This is a genomic window from Arenibacter sp. F20364 (assembly GCF_023015905.1).
Classification (GTDB): Bacteria; Bacteroidota; Bacteroidia; order Flavobacteriales; family Flavobacteriaceae; genus Arenibacter.
The window spans coordinates 45,436-61,992 of the sequence record NZ_JALKBD010000024.1 but is presented as its reverse complement, the minus strand read 5'-3'; the positions used below and the strand labels follow the sequence as shown (position 1 = coordinate 61,992).

Annotated in this window: 11 protein-coding genes; 8 read left to right on the top strand and 3 right to left on the bottom strand. The window is 41.4% G+C overall.

All coding sequences use genetic code 11. From position 1 onward, the window contains the following. The first annotated feature begins 6 nt into the window (after nt 1-6). From MWU84_RS17490 to MWU84_RS17480, 3 genes are read left to right on the top strand one after another with little or no spacing between them, the layout of a single operon-like run. On the top strand, nt 7-1,476 hold the full coding sequence (locus MWU84_RS17490; RefSeq protein ID WP_246904137.1) for a DUF1501 domain-containing protein: 1,470 nt from the start codon (nt 7-9) through the stop codon (nt 1,474-1,476). An 11-nt stretch (nt 1,477-1,487) separates the two neighbouring features. Beyond that, complete coding sequence (locus MWU84_RS17485) at nt 1,488-2,555, top strand: twin-arginine translocation signal domain-containing protein (protein ID WP_246904136.1); 1,068 nt, start codon at nt 1,488-1,490, stop codon at nt 2,553-2,555. Nucleotides 2,556-2,557: 2 nt separating this feature from the next. After that, nucleotides 2,558-3,952, top strand: coding sequence for a c-type cytochrome domain-containing protein (locus MWU84_RS17480; protein WP_246904135.1), 1,395 nt, complete (start codon nt 2,558-2,560; stop codon nt 3,950-3,952). Nucleotides 3,953-4,100: 148 nt separating this feature from the next. On the opposite strand, the gene MWU84_RS17475 is transcribed toward MWU84_RS17480, so the two are convergent. From MWU84_RS17475 to MWU84_RS17465, 3 genes are all read right to left on the bottom strand, one after another. Next, nucleotides 4,101-5,567, bottom strand: coding sequence for a glutamate synthase subunit beta (locus MWU84_RS17475; RefSeq protein WP_246904134.1), 1,467 nt, complete (start codon nt 5,565-5,567; stop codon nt 4,101-4,103). A gap of 7 nt (nt 5,568-5,574) precedes the next feature. After that, entirely contained in the window at nt 5,575-10,083 is a 4,509-nt protein-coding gene (gltB, locus tag MWU84_RS17470; protein ID WP_246904133.1) for a glutamate synthase large subunit, read from the bottom strand. 306 nt (nt 10,084-10,389) lie between these two features. Further along, entirely contained in the window at nt 10,390-11,532 is a 1,143-nt protein-coding gene (locus MWU84_RS17465; RefSeq protein WP_246904132.1) for an acyl-CoA dehydrogenase, read from the bottom strand. 260 nt (nt 11,533-11,792) lie between these two features. On the opposite strand from MWU84_RS17465, the gene MWU84_RS17460 reads away from it, so the two are divergent. Genes MWU84_RS17460 through MWU84_RS17440 form a run of 5 tightly spaced genes read left to right on the top strand, consistent with a single transcriptional unit; the run spans nt 11,793 to nt 16,434 of the window. Then, complete coding sequence (locus MWU84_RS17460; RefSeq protein WP_246904130.1) at nt 11,793-13,019, top strand: Glu/Leu/Phe/Val dehydrogenase dimerization domain-containing protein; 1,227 nt, start codon at nt 11,793-11,795, stop codon at nt 13,017-13,019. Between the two features lie 12 nt (nt 13,020-13,031). After that, entirely contained in the window at nt 13,032-14,396 is a 1,365-nt protein-coding gene (nhaD, locus tag MWU84_RS17455) for a sodium:proton antiporter NhaD (protein ID WP_246904129.1), read from the top strand. 49 nt (nt 14,397-14,445) lie between these two features. After that, complete coding sequence (locus tag MWU84_RS17450) at nt 14,446-15,138, top strand: MotA/TolQ/ExbB proton channel family protein (RefSeq protein WP_246904128.1); 693 nt, start codon at nt 14,446-14,448, stop codon at nt 15,136-15,138. Between the two features lie 10 nt (nt 15,139-15,148). Then, on the top strand, nt 15,149-15,535 hold the full coding sequence (locus MWU84_RS17445) for a biopolymer transporter ExbD (protein WP_031445231.1): 387 nt from the start codon (nt 15,149-15,151) through the stop codon (nt 15,533-15,535). Further along, nucleotides 15,535-16,434, top strand: coding sequence for an energy transducer TonB (locus MWU84_RS17440; protein ID WP_246904127.1), 900 nt, complete (start codon nt 15,535-15,537; stop codon nt 16,432-16,434). Before MWU84_RS17445 ends, MWU84_RS17440 begins: the two co-directional genes overlap by 1 nt. Nucleotides 16,435-16,557 lie beyond the last annotated feature (123 nt).

The following is a 16,557-nucleotide window of genomic DNA, read 5'->3' as shown; positions in this document are numbered from 1 at the left end:
TTTAATATGGAAGATTTTAAAAAGCACATGGAATTTATGGAGACCCGTAGGGGATTTTTAAAGAAATCGGCACTTGGGTTCGGCTCTGTAGCCCTTGCCAGCTTAATGGGGCCATCATCCTTATATGGGAATAATCCTTTGGGAGGCGGTGCGCAAAACCTATTGGGCGGCTCTTTGGGCAGCACGCATTTCCCGGCCAAGGCAAAACGGGTAATTTATCTGTTTCAAAGCGGAGGCCCCTCACAATTGGAGACTTTTGATTATAAACCGGAATTGGCAAAATGGCACGGGAAAGAAATACCTCCATCTGTACAAGGAACCCAACGTAATTCCGGTATGGTCTCCAGCCAATCTACTTTTCCTTTGGTTAAATCTATATACGACTTTAAGCAATACGGACAATCGGGTGCATGGGTTAGTGAGATTTTTCCCTATACCGCCCAAGTAGTGGATGATCTATGCATTATTAACTCCATGCGTACCGATGCTATAAACCATGAACCTGCCGTAATGTTTCTGCAAACAGGTAGTCAGCAGAGTGGACGGCCGTCCATAGGTTCTTGGCTTAGTTACGGATTGGCCAGTGACAATAAAAACCTTCCGAATTTTGTAGTCCTATTGTCCAAAGGTGGAGGTGCCCAACCTTTGAGTTCGGCTGCATGGGGAAATGGTTTTTTGCCATCCCATCACCAAGGGGTACAATTTAGGTCGGGCAAGGATCCGGTACTATATTTGAACAACCCCCACGGTGTGCATGATGAAGATCGAAGAAGGGCTTTGGATTACGTTTCACAATTGAATAACCATCAATTTGATGTTTGGAAGGATCCAGAGATACAGTCCAAAATCAATCAGTATGAAATGGCCTATAAGATGCAAAATTCGATTCCTGATGCCGTCGACACCAGGGAGGAGCCCGATCATATTTATAAATTATACGGGGAAGATGCCAAAATACCTGGTACATACGCTGCCAATTGTTTGCAAGCTAGACGCTTGGCGGAAAGGGATGTGAAATTTATACAATTGTACCATATGGGTTGGGATCAACATGGTGGCCTTCCCGGGGGGATAAAAAAACAGGCACTAGGTACCGATCAAGCAACTGCCGGCCTGATCAAGGATTTAAAACAAAGAGGTTTGTTGGAAGATACCCTGGTGGTCTGGGGCGGAGAATTTGGCCGGACCAGTTTTTCCCAAGGTAGATTAACGGCCGATAATTACGGTAGGGACCATCATCCTGGTTGTTTTACAATGTGGATGGCCGGGGCAGGTGTCAAGGCAGGTATGGTCTATGGTAAAACCGACGAATTTAGCTATAACGTGGTACAGAATGAAGTTCATGTTCATGACTTTCAAGCCACCTTGCTACATCTACTGGGGATAGACCATGAGCGACTTACTTTTAAACACCAAGGGAGAAGATTTAGATTAACAGATGTTCACGGACATGTAGTCAAAGACATTCTTTCATAAAATTGGCCCCGATGATTACGCGGAGAAAATTTGTCAAAAAGTCCTCTATGGGAGGGAGTGCGTTATTGGCATCAGCAGTGGTGCCCTTTTATATATTGCCGTCAAAACCCAAACTTGGGGAACAAATTTTGGGACATGGCGATTTTAGATATAAAGTGGAAACCCAATGGGGCAATTTGGATCCCAAGGCCTTCCCTGTAAATAACTGTCATGAAATGGTCATGGACAGAAAGGGGAGACTTTTTATGTTGACTGATCACCCTAAGAATAATGTATTGATTTATGATAGATCTGGGAAGTTGTTGGGGAGTTGGACATTGAATTTGTCCAGTGCACACGGCCTGACCATTCATGGGGCAGGTGGGGAAGAATACCTTTATATTACCGATCCAAGGAGTGGAAGGGTATTAAAAAGTACACTTGAGGGCGATGTTGTTTTTGAACTGGATGCTCCAGATAAAATAGGGGAATATGATGGGAAGATGTTCTTTAGGCCTACAGAAACCGCTATTGGTCCCAATGGGGATATTTATGTTGCGGACGGATATGGTTCACAATATATTTTGCAGTATAACTCAGAGGGTGAATTTATCAGAAAATTTGGAGGTGATAGTTTTTTACAGCCGGATAAGTTTAAGCAAGTGCATGGGGTGACCTTGGATACCAGAGATCCCAATAACCCAAGCTTGTTGTGTACTGCCCGAATAAAAAATTCCTTTAAGAGATTTAGTCTGGACGGAAAATATTTAGAAACATTTTATTTGCCAGGCGCCTTTGTAAGTAGGCCTGTCATAGATGGGAATAATATTTACTCAGGGGTCTGTTTCGGAATGGAAAAGGGGAACTATAATTTGGCCTTAAACAAAGGGTTTGTTACTATTTTGGATAGGGAAAACAAGGTAGTGTCCAATCCAGGCGGGACCAAACCGAAATATAAAAATGGAAAACTTAAGTTGATGTTGCAAGATCAAACGGTATTCAAGAACTGTCATGACGTTTGTGTGGATGGGGATAAAAATTTATATGTCTGTCAATGGAATGCCAATGGAGTTTACCCTTATAAATTACATAGGATTTAATTATGGATCAGATTACAGAAGTATCGGATTGGGTTATTTTTATAGGAAGGTTTCATCCCTTAATAGTCCATCTTCCCATTGGGATTATTTTGGTTGGTATTTCTATGTATTTTCTGGCCAAAAAAAAGAAGTTTTCACAATTGAAGGGAGCGGTGCCTTTCTTGATGGGTGCAGGAGCAGCTAGCGCTATTTTGTCATGCGTATTTGGTTATATGCTTTCCTTTCAGGGGGGCTATGACGCGGAGGCCTTAAGTTCCCATCAGTGGATGGGGGTGGCACTGGCGGTTTTTGCCGTATTGGCCTTTGTTTTTATGGTATGGGAAAAAACAAAACGGATTGTGGTGCTACAGTCCGGACTTATGGTATTTCTATTAGTAGGACTGGGATATACCGGTCATATGGGGGGTAATTTAACCCATGGTGCTTCCTATCTTACACAGTACTCCCCTGATCCGTTGCGAAAGTTGGTGGGACTTCCACCTAAGCCCGAAAAAAGACCCCCTGTTACAGTCTTGGATTCTGCCGATATATTTCTGGATGTTGTTTCCCCAATGCTTTCGGACTATTGCGTAAGTTGTCATAACCCAGGAAAGACTAAAGGTGATCTGGTTCTTTCCTCTTATGACCGCATTATAAAAGGTGGGGAGAACGGACAAGGTGTTGTTATAGGGGATTTGAAAGGAAGTGAACTTTATAGAAGGGTAAGCCTTCCGGAGCATCACGATGATTTTATGCCGCCAGATGGCAAAAAACCACTTTCCGGGGAGCAGATAAAATTATTGGAATTATGGATAATGAGCGGTGCTCCGGAAAAGGGGCAAATGGGTGATTTTCAAATCGAGGGCGATTATTTGTCGGCAGCGAACAAGGTTCTTGGATTGGAAGGGCATGGGGGGAATTCTTTGGCAAGGAAAGTGGAACCGGCCGATTCTTTGATTGTGGCTTCCTTGAATGCCAAGGGTTTTGTTATAAGGACAATAAGTGAAGGGAGTTATTTATTGGATGTCAGCTTTTTACCAAATAAAACAAAGGAAAGTGTAAATGTGGTTGAGCTGTTGCCTTTAAAGGATCAAATTGTGTATTTAAATTTGAGTAACCTAAACCTAAGGGATGAAGATCTTAAAACTATTGGACAGTTCGAAAACATGGTTAGATTAAATATTCATTCTAACCCTATTACCAATGACGGGCTATCCTTTTTGGCGAAACTTCAAAATTTGGAAGCCTTAAACCTGTATGGTACGCGAATAGGGGATAATGGTCTAGAAGGTTTGGAAGTGCTACATAAATTAAGTCGAATTTACTTATGGAATACCGAGGTTACCAAGGAAAAAGTAGAAAACCTCAAGGCAAAGCGTCCCGATTTGGAGATCAACATAGGAGAAGAGGCTTCCTAGTTTGATCAAGGCAAATTGTCTTTATCACTTTAGATATTTTTGAAATGTTTGGGCAATGTTTTGTCTTAACTTTTGACTTGGCCAAAAAAAATCCAACCCATTTATTGGGTTGGATTTTCTTGATCTATTCCGATATTCGGTAAATATATTAAACCCTTGGTAGGTCTCCCTCTCCTTTTAACGGTAAATAGGATGTTCCCATGAGGTATGTATCTACATGATAAGCCGCTTGTCTACCTTCGGAAATGGCCCAAACTATTAAGGATTGTCCTCTTCTTTGGTCACCGGCAACAAAAACACCGGGAACGTTGGTCTTATAATCTGCTTCACTAGCTTTAATGTTGGTACGTGGATCTGCTTCAAGCCCCAATTGCTCGGCAATAGTCATTTCCGAACCGGTAAAACCCATGGCCAAAAGTGCCAATTCGCATTTCCATTCCTTTTCCGTGCCAGGAACTTCCTTAAGAATTGGTCGTTGCCCTGGTTGTGTAATCCACTCTACTTCAGAAGTAATCAGTCCTTTTAAATTACCATTTTTATCACCAAGGAATTTTTTGGTGGAAATGCTGAAAAATCGCTCTACACCTTCTTTGTGAGAGGAACTGGTTCTCAAACGCATTGGCCAAAATGGCCAAGGTTGATCCTCCGGACGTCCTACAGGAGGTTTTCCTAATATTTCAAAGTTGGATACGGATTTTGCTCCATGTCTTATGGAGGTTCCTATACAATCAGATCCAGTATCTCCTCCACCAATAACCACTACATTCTTATCCGTAGCCTTTATTTCTTTGCCCAGATCTTTAATGCCGTCTACGCGCTTGTTGTTTTGTTTTAAGAAATCCATGGCCTGTACCACTCCGTTTAGGTCAGCTCCTTCAATGGGCAATCCTCTTCTCACAGTGGCACCACCGGACAGAACAATGGCATCAAATTGATCTTGAAGTTCCGTAGCCAATACATCAACGCCCACATGAACACCGGTCTTAAATATAATACCTTCTTCTTCTAAAATTTTCACCCTTCTATCAATGATATTTTTTTCCATCTTAAAATCAGGAATACCATATCGTAGAAGACCTCCAACTTTTTCATCCCTTTCATAAAGGGTGACCAAGTGTCCGGCTCTGTTGAGCTGCTGAGCGGCTGCAAGTCCGGCAGGTCCCGATCCTATAACCGCAACCGTTTTTCCGGTTCTGCTAGTGGGTGGTTCTGCTACTACCCAGCCATTTTTGAAAGCCGTTTCAACGATGTTCTTTTCTATGTTCTCAATAGTTACCGGATCTTCATTAATGCCCAAAACGCAAGCCTCCTCACAGGGAGCGGGACATAATCTTCCGGTGAATTCCGGGAAGTTGTTGGTGGCATGTAAAATTTCTGCAGCTTTTTCCCATTTGCCAAGGTAAACTGCGTCGTTGAAATCGGGTATTAAATTCCCTAACGGACACCCACTATGACAAAATGGAATACCACAGTCCATACATCTGGCACCTTGATCCCTAAGCTCCTTTTCTTTCATGGGGACCGTAAACTCCTTATAGTTTTTTATTCTATCCTCTACAGGGGCGTATGCTTCCACCTTTCTATCGAATTCCAAAAATCCTGTTATCTTTCCCATATTTCGATTATATCGTTTCTAATTTTTCTTTTTCTAAACGTATCAATGCCTGTTTGTATTCTTCAGGGAAAACCCTGATGAACTTTGGTAGGCACTCTTCCCATTTTTCCAAAATCCTTTGTGCTATAGGACTAAGGGTGGCATTATAGTGATTTTCTATTAGGCCTTTTAATTCTGCAATATCATTATCGTCCTCTACTTTTAATAGGTTTAGGGTTTCAGTATTACAGTTTTTCCTGAAGGTATTTTTTTCATCAAAGATGTACGCAATACCACCGCTCATTCCGGCCCCAAAGTTTCTTCCTACTTCTCCAAGGATAACTGCAGTACCACCGGTCATATACTCACAACCATGATCTCCAATACCTTCTACAACAGCCTGTGCTCCCGAATTTCTTACGCAAAAACGTTCTCCGGCTTTTCCATTTATATAGGCTTCGCCCGATGTTGCGCCATAAAGCGTAACATTTCCGGTTATTACGTTGTCCTCTGGTTTTAAGGTTGACTTATACGGTACTTTTATAATGAGCTTTGCTCCGGACAATCCCTTTCCTAGATAATCGTTGGTGTTTCCATTGACGATCATTGTAAGGCCTTTGGTTGCAAAGGCACCAAAACTTTGCCCTGCAGAACCGGTGAAATTAAGTTTTAGTGTGTTTTCGGGTAGGCCTTCAACACCATAAATCTTTGAAATTTCATTACTGGTAATAGCTCCAACGGCCCTGTCCGTATTATGTATTGGGAAATCTAAAGAAATTTTTTCTTTTCTGAACAATGCGGGATGCGCTTTTTCCAAAATTTCAAACTCAATAGACTTGTCAACATCGTGTTGCTGCTTTTGGGTATTGTAGAATTTGGTTCCTTTTGGTACGTCAACTTGATATAGAATTGGCGTAAGGTCTATTCCTGCGGCTTTGTAATGTTCCAAGGCTTTTTTACGGTCCAATTTCTGTACCTGTCCTACCATTTCATCAATGGTCCTAAACCCTAATTGGGCCATTATTTCCCTTAGTTCCTGGGCTACAAAGTACATATAGTTTACAACGTGCTCTGGTTTGCCTTCAAACTTCTTACGCAGTTCAGGATTTTGCGTCGCAATCCCTACCGGGCACGTATTTAGATGGCATACTCGCATCATGATACATCCTGATGCTACAAGGGGGGCAGTTGCAAATCCAAACTCTTCTGCTCCCAGTAAACAAGCTACTGCTACATCGCGTCCAGTTTTTAACTGACCATCACATTCCAATACGATCCTGTTCCTTAAGTCGTTTAGAACCAAGGTTTGTTGCGCTTCGGCAATTCCCAATTCCCATGGAAGTCCGGCATGCTTTAATGATGTTAATGGAGATGCCCCGGTACCGCCATCATGGCCGGATATCAAAATAACGTCCGCTTTGGCCTTGGAGACACCTGCGGCTACCGTACCAACACCGACCTCAGAAACCAATTTGACGTTGATCCTAGCGTCGCGATTGGCGGATTTTAAATCGAAAATCAACTGTGATAAATCCTCAATAGAGTATATATCATGATGCGGTGGAGGTGAAATTAATCCAACATAAGGAGTGGAGTTTCTTGTTTTGGCAATGGACGGATTTACTTTTGGACCAGGTAATTGCCCTCCTTCACCTGGTTTGGCACCTTGGGCCATTTTAATCTGGATTTCTTTGGCGCTTGTCAAATAATTGGAGGTAACCCCAAATCTTCCGGAAGCGACTTGTTTTATGGCACTGTTTTTCCAATCCCCAGTTTGGTTCTTGTAAAAGCGTTCAGCATCCTCGCCACCTTCACCTGAATTACTTTTTCCGCCAATCCTATTCATGGCGATGGCCAAATTTTCATGGGCCTCCTTACTGATGGAACCATAGGACATTGCGCCAGTTTTAAAGCGTTTTACTATTTCTGTCCAAGGTTCAACCTCCTCCAAAGGAATAGGGTCGTAATTTGAGAATTCAAAAAGACCGCGAATGGTCATTAAATCTTTGGACTGCTCGTTCACCATTTGTGCAAACTCCTTATAGGATTCCGGTTCGTTGTTTCTTACCGATTTTTGAAGTTTGGCAATACTTAATGGATTGAAAAGATGCTTTTCACCATCCCTTCTCCAGCGATATTGTCCACCGATTTCCAAATCTAAATTTGCGGCTATATCTTTATCGGTGTATGCTTTGTGATGGCGCTTTGCAATTTCCTTCTCTATTTCATAAAGCCCTATGCCTTGAATTCTAGTGGGTGTATTAGGGAAGTATTTGTCTACTGCCTTGGTGTTTATTCCAATACATTCGAACAATTGGGACCCTCTATACGAATTAAGGGTAGAGATTCCAATTTTGTTCATTACCTTAAGTATGCCCTTGCCGACCGCTTTATTGTAGTTGCCAATGGCTTCTTCAAAAGAATATTGGGTAATATCTTGTTCTTCAATTTGTTCCGCTATAATTTCGTTTACCAAATAAGGGTTTATTGCGCTGGCACCAAATCCAAATAGGAGGGCAAAGTGATGCACTTCCCTGGGTTCCGCGGATTCAATAATTACACTTAGTTTGGAGCGTTTCCCCAACCTTTGTAGTCCACTATTAACGTATGAACATGCCAATAAAGCTGGGATAGGGGCTTTTTCCTTACTTACGTTTCTATCCGATAGTATAATGATATTGGCGCCCTCATCAATAGCTTGTTCGGCTTGGTGCAAAATCGACTCCAAGGCATCTTCAAGGCCATTATGCCCCTTTTCAATGTCGTAAAGCATGGGAATGGAAACTACCTTATAGTCTGGACTTGCATCGTAGTTTTTTATTTTATCCAAATCCTCCTTGGATATAACGGGATTTTTAATCTTTAATTTTCTACAATGAAGTTCAGAAAATTCAAAAATATTGTGATCGCTGCCCAAGGTTAGGCTGATATCTGTAATAAGCTCTTCGCGAATACCATCCAATGGCGGGTTGGTAACCTGTGCGAACAATTGCTTAAAGTAATTGTATATTAGTTGTGGTCGATCGGATAAAATAGCGATAGGAGTGTCCGATCCCATTGATCCAAGTGGTTCTTTGGCCGTTTTTCCCATAGGAAGTATAATGGTATTTATATCTTCCAAAGTGTATCCAAAAACCGCTTTTCTCTTTTGTACCGAAGCCTCATTTAGGAATAGTGGGCAGTCGTTGTAAGGGATATCCTTAAGGTGAACCAAATTCTTGTTCAGCCATTTTTGATAGGGATACTTAACGGCAATTGCTTCCTTAATTTCCTCATCATTAACTATGCGTCCTTCTTCCATGTTTACCAAGAACATTTTTCCCGGCTCCAATCTTCCGTGCATTTCAATATTTTCCGGCTCAAGGTCCACAACCCCAACTTCGGAAGACATAATTACATAACCGTCCTTGGTCACTGAATATCGCGATGGGCGTAATCCATTTCTGTCCAATACGGCACCTATGTAGTTTCCATCGGTGAAGGGAATGGAAGCAGGTCCGTCCCATGGCTCCATTAAACAGGAGTGGTACTCATAAAATGCTTTTTTAGCTTCGGACATCTCCTCATTTTTTTCCCAGGCCTCAGGTACCAATATCATCATTACCTCAGGGAGAGATCTTCCTGTCATTAACAATAGTTCAACAACCATGTCCATGGTGGCGGAATCCGATTTTCCAGGTAATATGATCGGGATAATATTTTTGATTTCGTCCCCAAACCAATCGCTTTTCATTAATTCTTCCCTGGAACGCATTCTTGAGACATTGCCTCTAAGAGTGTTTATTTCCCCATTGTGACACATATAACGGAAAGGCTGTGCCAAATCCCAAGTTGGGAAAGTGTTGGTTGAAAAACGTTGATGAACAAGGGCCAATCGTGTTACTACCCTTGGGTCCATAAGGTCTTTATAGTATAGGCTAATATCTTCCGGCATCAATAGCCCTTTGAAGATTATAATTTTGGTGGAAAGACTGGGTACATAGAAAAATTTGCTTTCCGACAATTTGGAAGCATTTACAGTATGTTCAGTAACCTTTCTGGCTATAAATAATTTTAAATTAAAGTGGAAGAAATCTTGTTCGTCGTTCTCACGTGCAACAAATATTTGTTTAACGAAAGGCTCGGTCTCCGTGGCTATTCGTCCAGGTATGGATTTGTTCACGGGAACATCTCTCCATCCCAATAATTTTAGCCCTTGTTTTTTAATGTTGGATTCAAAAACATCGATACAGTAGTCCCGTTGGTTTTCTTTTTGGGGCAAAAAGACATTACCTACGGCATAACTGCCAGGTTCAGGTAGTTCAAAGTTGCAAACGTCCTGAAAAAAATCATGTGGGATATCTATTAGAATTCCAGCACCATCACCTGTTTTTCCATCAGAACTTACAGCTCCTCTGTGCTCCAGTTTTTCCAATATCTCTAAAGCCTTATGAATTATATCATTCGACTTTTTTCCTTTCAAACTACATATAAATCCGGCGCCACAGTTGTCATGTTCAAACTCCGGTAGGTACATTCCTTGTTTTCTCAGCTTCATAAATTATCATATTTCTTCAAAAATATCAAAATATTTACATTTAATGCAATGCAATATTAAATAGTGCGAAAGAAATTCAACGTTTATAATTCAACGTTAAAAAAAATGTATATTCTGATATTTGAGCCCATTAAATTGGGATTTCCTCAATATTAAGGTTTGAATATTGATGTTTTTCCTATTAATAGGGGGTTAATAATGTAAAATTGGTTTTTATTGGTCAATACCCTTATTTAAGTTAGGGGTGTTTGGTTATAATTAATTGTTTTTAGTTGGTTCCCCATGCAAAAATAAGGGGTGTTGCTGTTATTTTTTTAAAATACTCCTCGAAATCACGATTTTCTGGATCTCCGAAGTGCCTTCATAGATCTGGGTTATCTTGGCGTCCCGCATCATTCTTTCCACGTGGTAGTCCTTCACAAAACCATTACCACCGTGAATTTGTACCGCTTCTACGGCGGTATCCATGGCCACCTGGGAAGCGTATAGTTTTGCCATTGCCCCAGAAAGATCGTAGTCGTTTCCTTGGTCCTTGTCCCATGCCGCCTTATAAACCAAATGTCTCGCGGCTTCAATTTGGGTGTGCATATCGGCAAGTTTAAAGGCTATTGCCTGATGATTGCTTATTTCCGTGCCAAAAGCCTTTCTTTCTTTAGAATACTTTTTGGCCAATTCATACGCACCGGCGGCAATACCCAAGGCTTGGGCAGCTATTCCTATGCGTCCCCCTGCCAAGGTCTTCATGGCAAATTTAAAGCCAAATCCATCTTCGCCAATTCTATTTTCTTTGGGGACTTTTACATCGTTAAAGATCAATGAATGGGTGTCACTGCCCCTTATCCCCAATTTATTTTCCTTAGGCCCTATTATAAAACCAGGTGTGTCCTTTTCTACAATTATTGCATTTATTCCTTTATATCCTTTGGAAATATCGGTCTGTGCAATTACCAAATAGATTTCAGCAGAATTTCCATTTGTAATCCAGTTCTTGGTGCCGTTCACTACATAGTGGTCTCCCTTGTCCAGAGCTGTGGTTTTTTGTGAAGTGGCATCGCTACCGGCCTCGGGCTCGGAAAGACAGAACGCCCCAATACTTTGTCCAGTGGACAAACGGGTCAAATACTTTTCTTTCTGTGCTTCGCTGCCAAAGGTTTCAAGTCCCCAGCATACCAAAGAATTATTGACGGATACAATTACCGAAGCCGAGGCATCAATTTTGGAAAGTTCCTCCATAACCACTACATAGGAAATGGTGTCCAGTCCGCTTCCCCCGTATTTTGGGTCCACCATCATTCCCATAAATCCCAATTCCCCCATTTTTTTTACCTGTTCGGTAGGGAATTTTTGAGCGTCGTCTCTTTCTATGACTTCGGGAAGTAATTCGTTTTGGGCAAAATCCCGTGCTGCCTGTTGTATCATCAACTGTTCTTCCGAAAGCGTAAAATCCATGTGTTAGAAAAAATTATGAGAATATTGCAAATATACGAGTATAGAACGGAATAATAAATATACGATTTGAGAATGGAATATTAATGGTGAATAAAACATTAAAACATAATCTAATTTTTATATTTGTTCGGCTGAATATTTTTTGCTGAAAAAAGACCTAACAATTATGAGACAACATTAGCAAGGCTGGTGAAATTAACCAAAGGAGGTAAAATTCCCTTAATGGCAAATGAAGTCTAATAGTTAAATTGTAAGGTACAATGAAAGAGTTATTAAAAATATATGAAAATAGAGCCCCGGAAATCATTTTCAACTGGAAAGATCCAGAGACAGAAGCGGAAGGATGGGCTGTAATTAATTCTCTTCGTGGTGGGGCGGCCGGTGGCGGTACCAGAATGAGGGAGGGATTGGATATGAACGAAGTCTTATCTTTGGCAAAAACGATGGAGGTGAAATTTACGGTTTCAGGACCTCCGATCGGAGGTGCTAAATCCGGAATTAATTTTAATCCCAGCGATCCCAGGAAATCCGGCGTACTTAAACGGTGGTACCATGCGGTAGCGCCATTGTTAAAAAGTTACTATGGTACCGGCGGGGATTTAAATGTTGATGAGATCCATGAGGTTATCCCTATTACAGAGGACGCTGGGGTGTGGCATCCACAAGAGGGTGTTTTTAACGGACATTTTAAACCGACCGAAGCTGATAAGATCAATAGGATCGGTCAATTGAGATTGGGTGTCGTTAAGGTTTTGGAGTCAAATGAATACTCACCGTCCGTTGTTAGGAAATTTACGGTGGCGGATATGATAACCGGTTTTGGGGTAGCCGAAGCCGTTAAACACTTTTATGAAATACACGCAGGTTCGGTTGAGGGTAAAAGGGCCATTGTGCAGGGATTTGGCAATGTAGGATCTGCAGCTGCCTTTTATTTGGCAAAAATGGGGGCGAAAGTGGTCGGGATTATCGATCGGGCCGGAGGGATAATTAATGAGGAAGGGTATACTTTGGAGGAAATAAGGTCATTCTTTTTAAATAAAAAGGGAAATGAACTTTTTGCAGATGACATTATTCCTTTTTCCGAAATGAACAATAGAATATGGAGTTTGCCCGCAGAAATATTTGTCCCCTGTGCGGCTTCCCGCTTGGTGACAGAGGAGCAGATAGCTAAAATGATAGATGCTGGGTTGGAAGTGATCAGCTGTGGGGCCAATGTGCCCTTTGCGGATAAGGAAATATTTTTTGGGCCAATTATGGAGTATACCGATGAGCGTGTAAGTCTAATTCCCGATTTTATTTCCAATTGCGGAATGGCCCGTGTCTTTGCCTATTTTATGGAGGGAAGGGTGGCAATGGATGACGAACTTATTTTTAATGACACTTCAAATACCATTAGAAACGCAATTTTAAATATATTTGACCAAAATAAATCAAAAGTTAATCTCAGTAAAACCGGATTTGAGATTGCTTTGAAACAATTAATTTAAACCAATAATAGCATGGAGACCATTATTATTATTTTATTCGTTGCCGGTTACTTGGCAATAACTTTGGAGCACAATCTTAAGATAGACAAATTAATCCCCGCTTTGGCGATGATGGCTCTGTTATGGGCGGTTATAGCTTTGGCACATATGCCAGTTTTTGAGGTCAATGCCGAGCTCCGGGAGTTGGAGGCGACCCATATAGATGAGATTTTGCTCCATCATCTCGGGAAAACCGCAGAAATACTGGTCTTCCTTTTGGGGGCTATGACCATTGTGGAAATAATAGATTATTTCGATGGCTTTGCCACAATAAAAGGGTTTATAAAAACAAGGAGCAAAAGAAAGTTACTTTGGTTGTTTGCTATACTGGCCTTTATACTTTCTGCCATAATAGATAACCTTACAGCGACTATAGTCTTGATAACTATCCTGCAGAAGGTGATCAACGACAGGGAGACCAGACTTTGGTTTGCCGGTATGATAATCATTGCGGCCAATGCTGGTGGAGCTTGGTCTCCAATTGGTGATGTTACCACAACCATGTTGTGGATCGCCAACAAAGTGTCGGCGGCACAATTGATAGAACACGTTCTTTTGCCTTCTATTATATGTATGGTGGTTCCTACCTTTATTGCAAGTAGGTACAAGGCCTTTTCCGGTAATATTGACACCGATATGGACGATGAGGAACCTACTAAATCCAAATATGGGTCAACTATGCTTTATTTGGGATTGGGTGCCATTATATTTGTTCCCTTTTTCAAAACCATAACCCATTTGCCTCCCTACGTTGGGATGATGCTTTCTTTGGCATTGGTAGCCACGTTCGCTGAAATATACAGTAGCGCCAAATTTAGTATTTCCAATATCGACGGGGAAAGTGAGGCAGAATCGCATCACAGCCCAGTACATAAATCACTTTCCAAAATTGAATTGCCAAGTATTCTTTTCTTTTTGGGTATTTTAATGGCAGTGGCAGCTTTGGAATCTTTAGGAATGTTGTTCCATTTTGCCGGAACCTTGGATGAGGTAATGCCTATGTTGGGTACGGAGTCCGGTGGTGAATTGGTATCCGATTTGGTGGTACTCTTTTTAGGTGTGGGCTCTGCTGTAATAGATAACGTGCCACTGGTCGCGGCAAGTATAGGAATGTTCTCTGTAGGTATGGATGATCCAGTTTGGCATTTCATTGCATATTCCGCTGGAACTGGAGGTAGTATGTTGATTATTGGGTCTGCAGCAGGTGTTGTGGCCATGGGAATGGAAAAAATAGACTTCTTCTGGTATTTGAAGAAAATAGCATGGTTGGCATTCATTGGATTTGCTGCCGGTGCCGTAGGATTTATATTAATTAGAAATTTAGTGTTGAACGCATAATTTAATCGACAAAAGACCGTTATTAAGGCAACTTAAATAAAGAAAATATATGTTATTGATACAAGATCTGGCTCAAGAGGCAGGATTAGAGGGCGTTGTGTCTGAGGAAAAGACACTTTCCGTGATTGATTTAATAGTAAATGGCGGTACAGGAAGTATCTTGATAATAAGTGTTTTGTTCGTAATGCTTTTTGTGGCACTGTATATTTATTTTGAACGGATTTTTGCGATAAAAGCTGCGTCAAAGATAGATAGTAATTTTATGAACCAGATACGGGATCATGTTACCAATGGTAAGTTGGAAGCGGCCAAATTATTGTGTGCCCAAACAGATTCGCCGGTGGCGAGGTTAACGGAAAAAGGAATCTCCAGAATTGGGAAGCCCTTGGATGATATTAATACCGCAATAGAAAATGCAGGTACCCTTGAGGTTTATAAATTGGAAAAAAATGTGACCGTCTTGGCCACCGTTGCCGGAGCGGCACCCATGATTGGGTTTTTAGGTACCGTTATTGGTATGATTTTGGCATTCCATCAAATGGCTACCAGTGGTGGGCAGGCGGAAATGGGTTCTTTGGCGTCTGGAATATATACGGCCATGACCACTACTGTTGCCGGACTTATTGTGGGTATTATAGCCTATATAGGTTATAATCATTTGGTGAACAGAACGGATAAAGTGGTGCATAAAATGGAAGCCAATGCGGTGGAGTTTTTAGATTTATTGAACGAACCTCTTTAGAACATAACACATGAAACTAAAAGGTAGAAATAAAGTTAGTCCAGATTTTAGCATGTCCTCTATGACGGACATAGTGTTCCTATTGCTTATTTTCTTTATGCTAACTGCAAATTCGCCCAATGCATTGGACTTGTTGTTGCCCAAAGCAAAGGGTAAATCTACAAATACCCAAAATGTATCGGTAAGCATCAATAAGAACTTGGAATATTTTGTGAACAACGAGAAGATAAACGGACAGTATATAGAAATTGAATTAAAAAAGGCACTAAAAGGGCAAGAGAAACCTACTATTATTCTTAGGGCAGAAGAGAGCGTTGCCATCAAAGAGGCGGTAAACGTAATGGATATTGCCAATAGAAATAATTACAAGGTTATTTTGGCGGTGCGACCAAATTAATGTCATTACTTAACACGAGACACGAAAAAAAATCTTTTACACTTACCACTATTCTGTTGAGTGTGCTATTACTATTGCTTTTTTATATAGGACTCACCTATATGGATCCGCCAATTGAAAATGGTATTTCCGTCAATTTTGGAACTACTGATTTTGGTAGTGGTAGGGTACAGCCCAAAGAAAAGATAAAATCAGAACCTCTCAATACTCCCATTAAAGAGCCAAAGGTTGTGGAGGAAAAGGTAGAAGAGGTGGTAGAGCAGGTGCCGGAGGAAAAGGTGGCCAAGGAAAAACCTGCCGAAAAGTTACTTACCCAGGAAAACGAGGAATCCATAAAAATAAAGCAGCAGCAAGAAGCGAAACGAAAGGCTGATGAGGCTGCCAAAAAGGCCCAGGTCGAGGCGGAACGGGTAGCTCGCGAAAAGCGGGAGGCCGAAGAAAAGGTTAGGAAGGAGCAACAGGCGAAAAAGAATAAGCTGGATGAGCTGATCGGAGGTATAAATAAATCCGAAGGAACTGCTGCAGGGGGAGAAGGTGATGATAGTAAGGCCGGGGATAAAGGACAACCGGACGGAGATCCATATGCAACCAGTTATTACGGAAGTCCCGGGTCGGGCAGTGGTATTGGAGGTTATGGACTCAATGGAAGATCTTTGGTGAATAAAGGCAAGGTACAGCAAGAATGCAACGAAGAAGGTAGGGTTGTTGTTAAAATTGTTGTGGACCGAAATGGAAAAGTGGTTAGTGCTACCCCTGGGCAAAGAGGGACCACCAATACTCATCCCTGTTTATTGGAGCCTGCCAAGAAAACAGCTTTTTTGCATCAATGGAACTTGGATTCCAATGCACCTAGTCAACAAGTTGGTTTTGTAGTGGTGAATTTTAAATTGGGGGAATAAAGTTTTCCCGCATTGCCCAAAATCAATTATCCTAAAGTAATTTTACAATTTCATTTACTTTTTTAATTAGATTAATTGAAGGTATCGCAAAGGCATTGTGTTCTAACTTCAACAGACGACTAT

Bases quoted from the DNA above. Each gene is read 5' to 3' on its own strand.
- MWU84_RS17490 (WP_246904137.1), top strand. From the start codon at position 7: ATGGAAGATTTTAAAAAGCACATGGAATTTATGGAGACCCGTAGGGGA.
- MWU84_RS17485 (WP_246904136.1), top strand. From the start codon at position 1,488: ATGATTACGCGGAGAAAATTTGTCAAAAAGTCCTCTATGGGAGGGAGT.
- MWU84_RS17480 (WP_246904135.1), top strand. From the start codon at position 2,558: ATGGATCAGATTACAGAAGTATCGGATTGGGTTATTTTTATAGGAAGG.
- MWU84_RS17475 (WP_246904134.1), bottom strand. From the start codon at position 5,567: ATGGGAAAGATAACAGGATTTTTGGAATTCGATAGAAAGGTGGAAGCA.
- gltB (WP_246904133.1), bottom strand. From the start codon at position 10,083: ATGAAGCTGAGAAAACAAGGAATGTACCTACCGGAGTTTGAACATGAC.
- MWU84_RS17465 (WP_246904132.1), bottom strand. From the start codon at position 11,532: ATGGATTTTACGCTTTCGGAAGAACAGTTGATGATACAACAGGCAGCA.
- MWU84_RS17460 (WP_246904130.1), top strand. From the start codon at position 11,793: ATGAAAGAGTTATTAAAAATATATGAAAATAGAGCCCCGGAAATCATT.
- nhaD (WP_246904129.1), top strand. From the start codon at position 13,032: ATGGAGACCATTATTATTATTTTATTCGTTGCCGGTTACTTGGCAATA.
- MWU84_RS17450 (WP_246904128.1), top strand. From the start codon at position 14,446: ATGTTATTGATACAAGATCTGGCTCAAGAGGCAGGATTAGAGGGCGTT.
- MWU84_RS17445 (WP_031445231.1), top strand. From the start codon at position 15,149: ATGAAACTAAAAGGTAGAAATAAAGTTAGTCCAGATTTTAGCATGTCC.
- MWU84_RS17440 (WP_246904127.1), top strand. From the start codon at position 15,535: ATGTCATTACTTAACACGAGACACGAAAAAAAATCTTTTACACTTACC.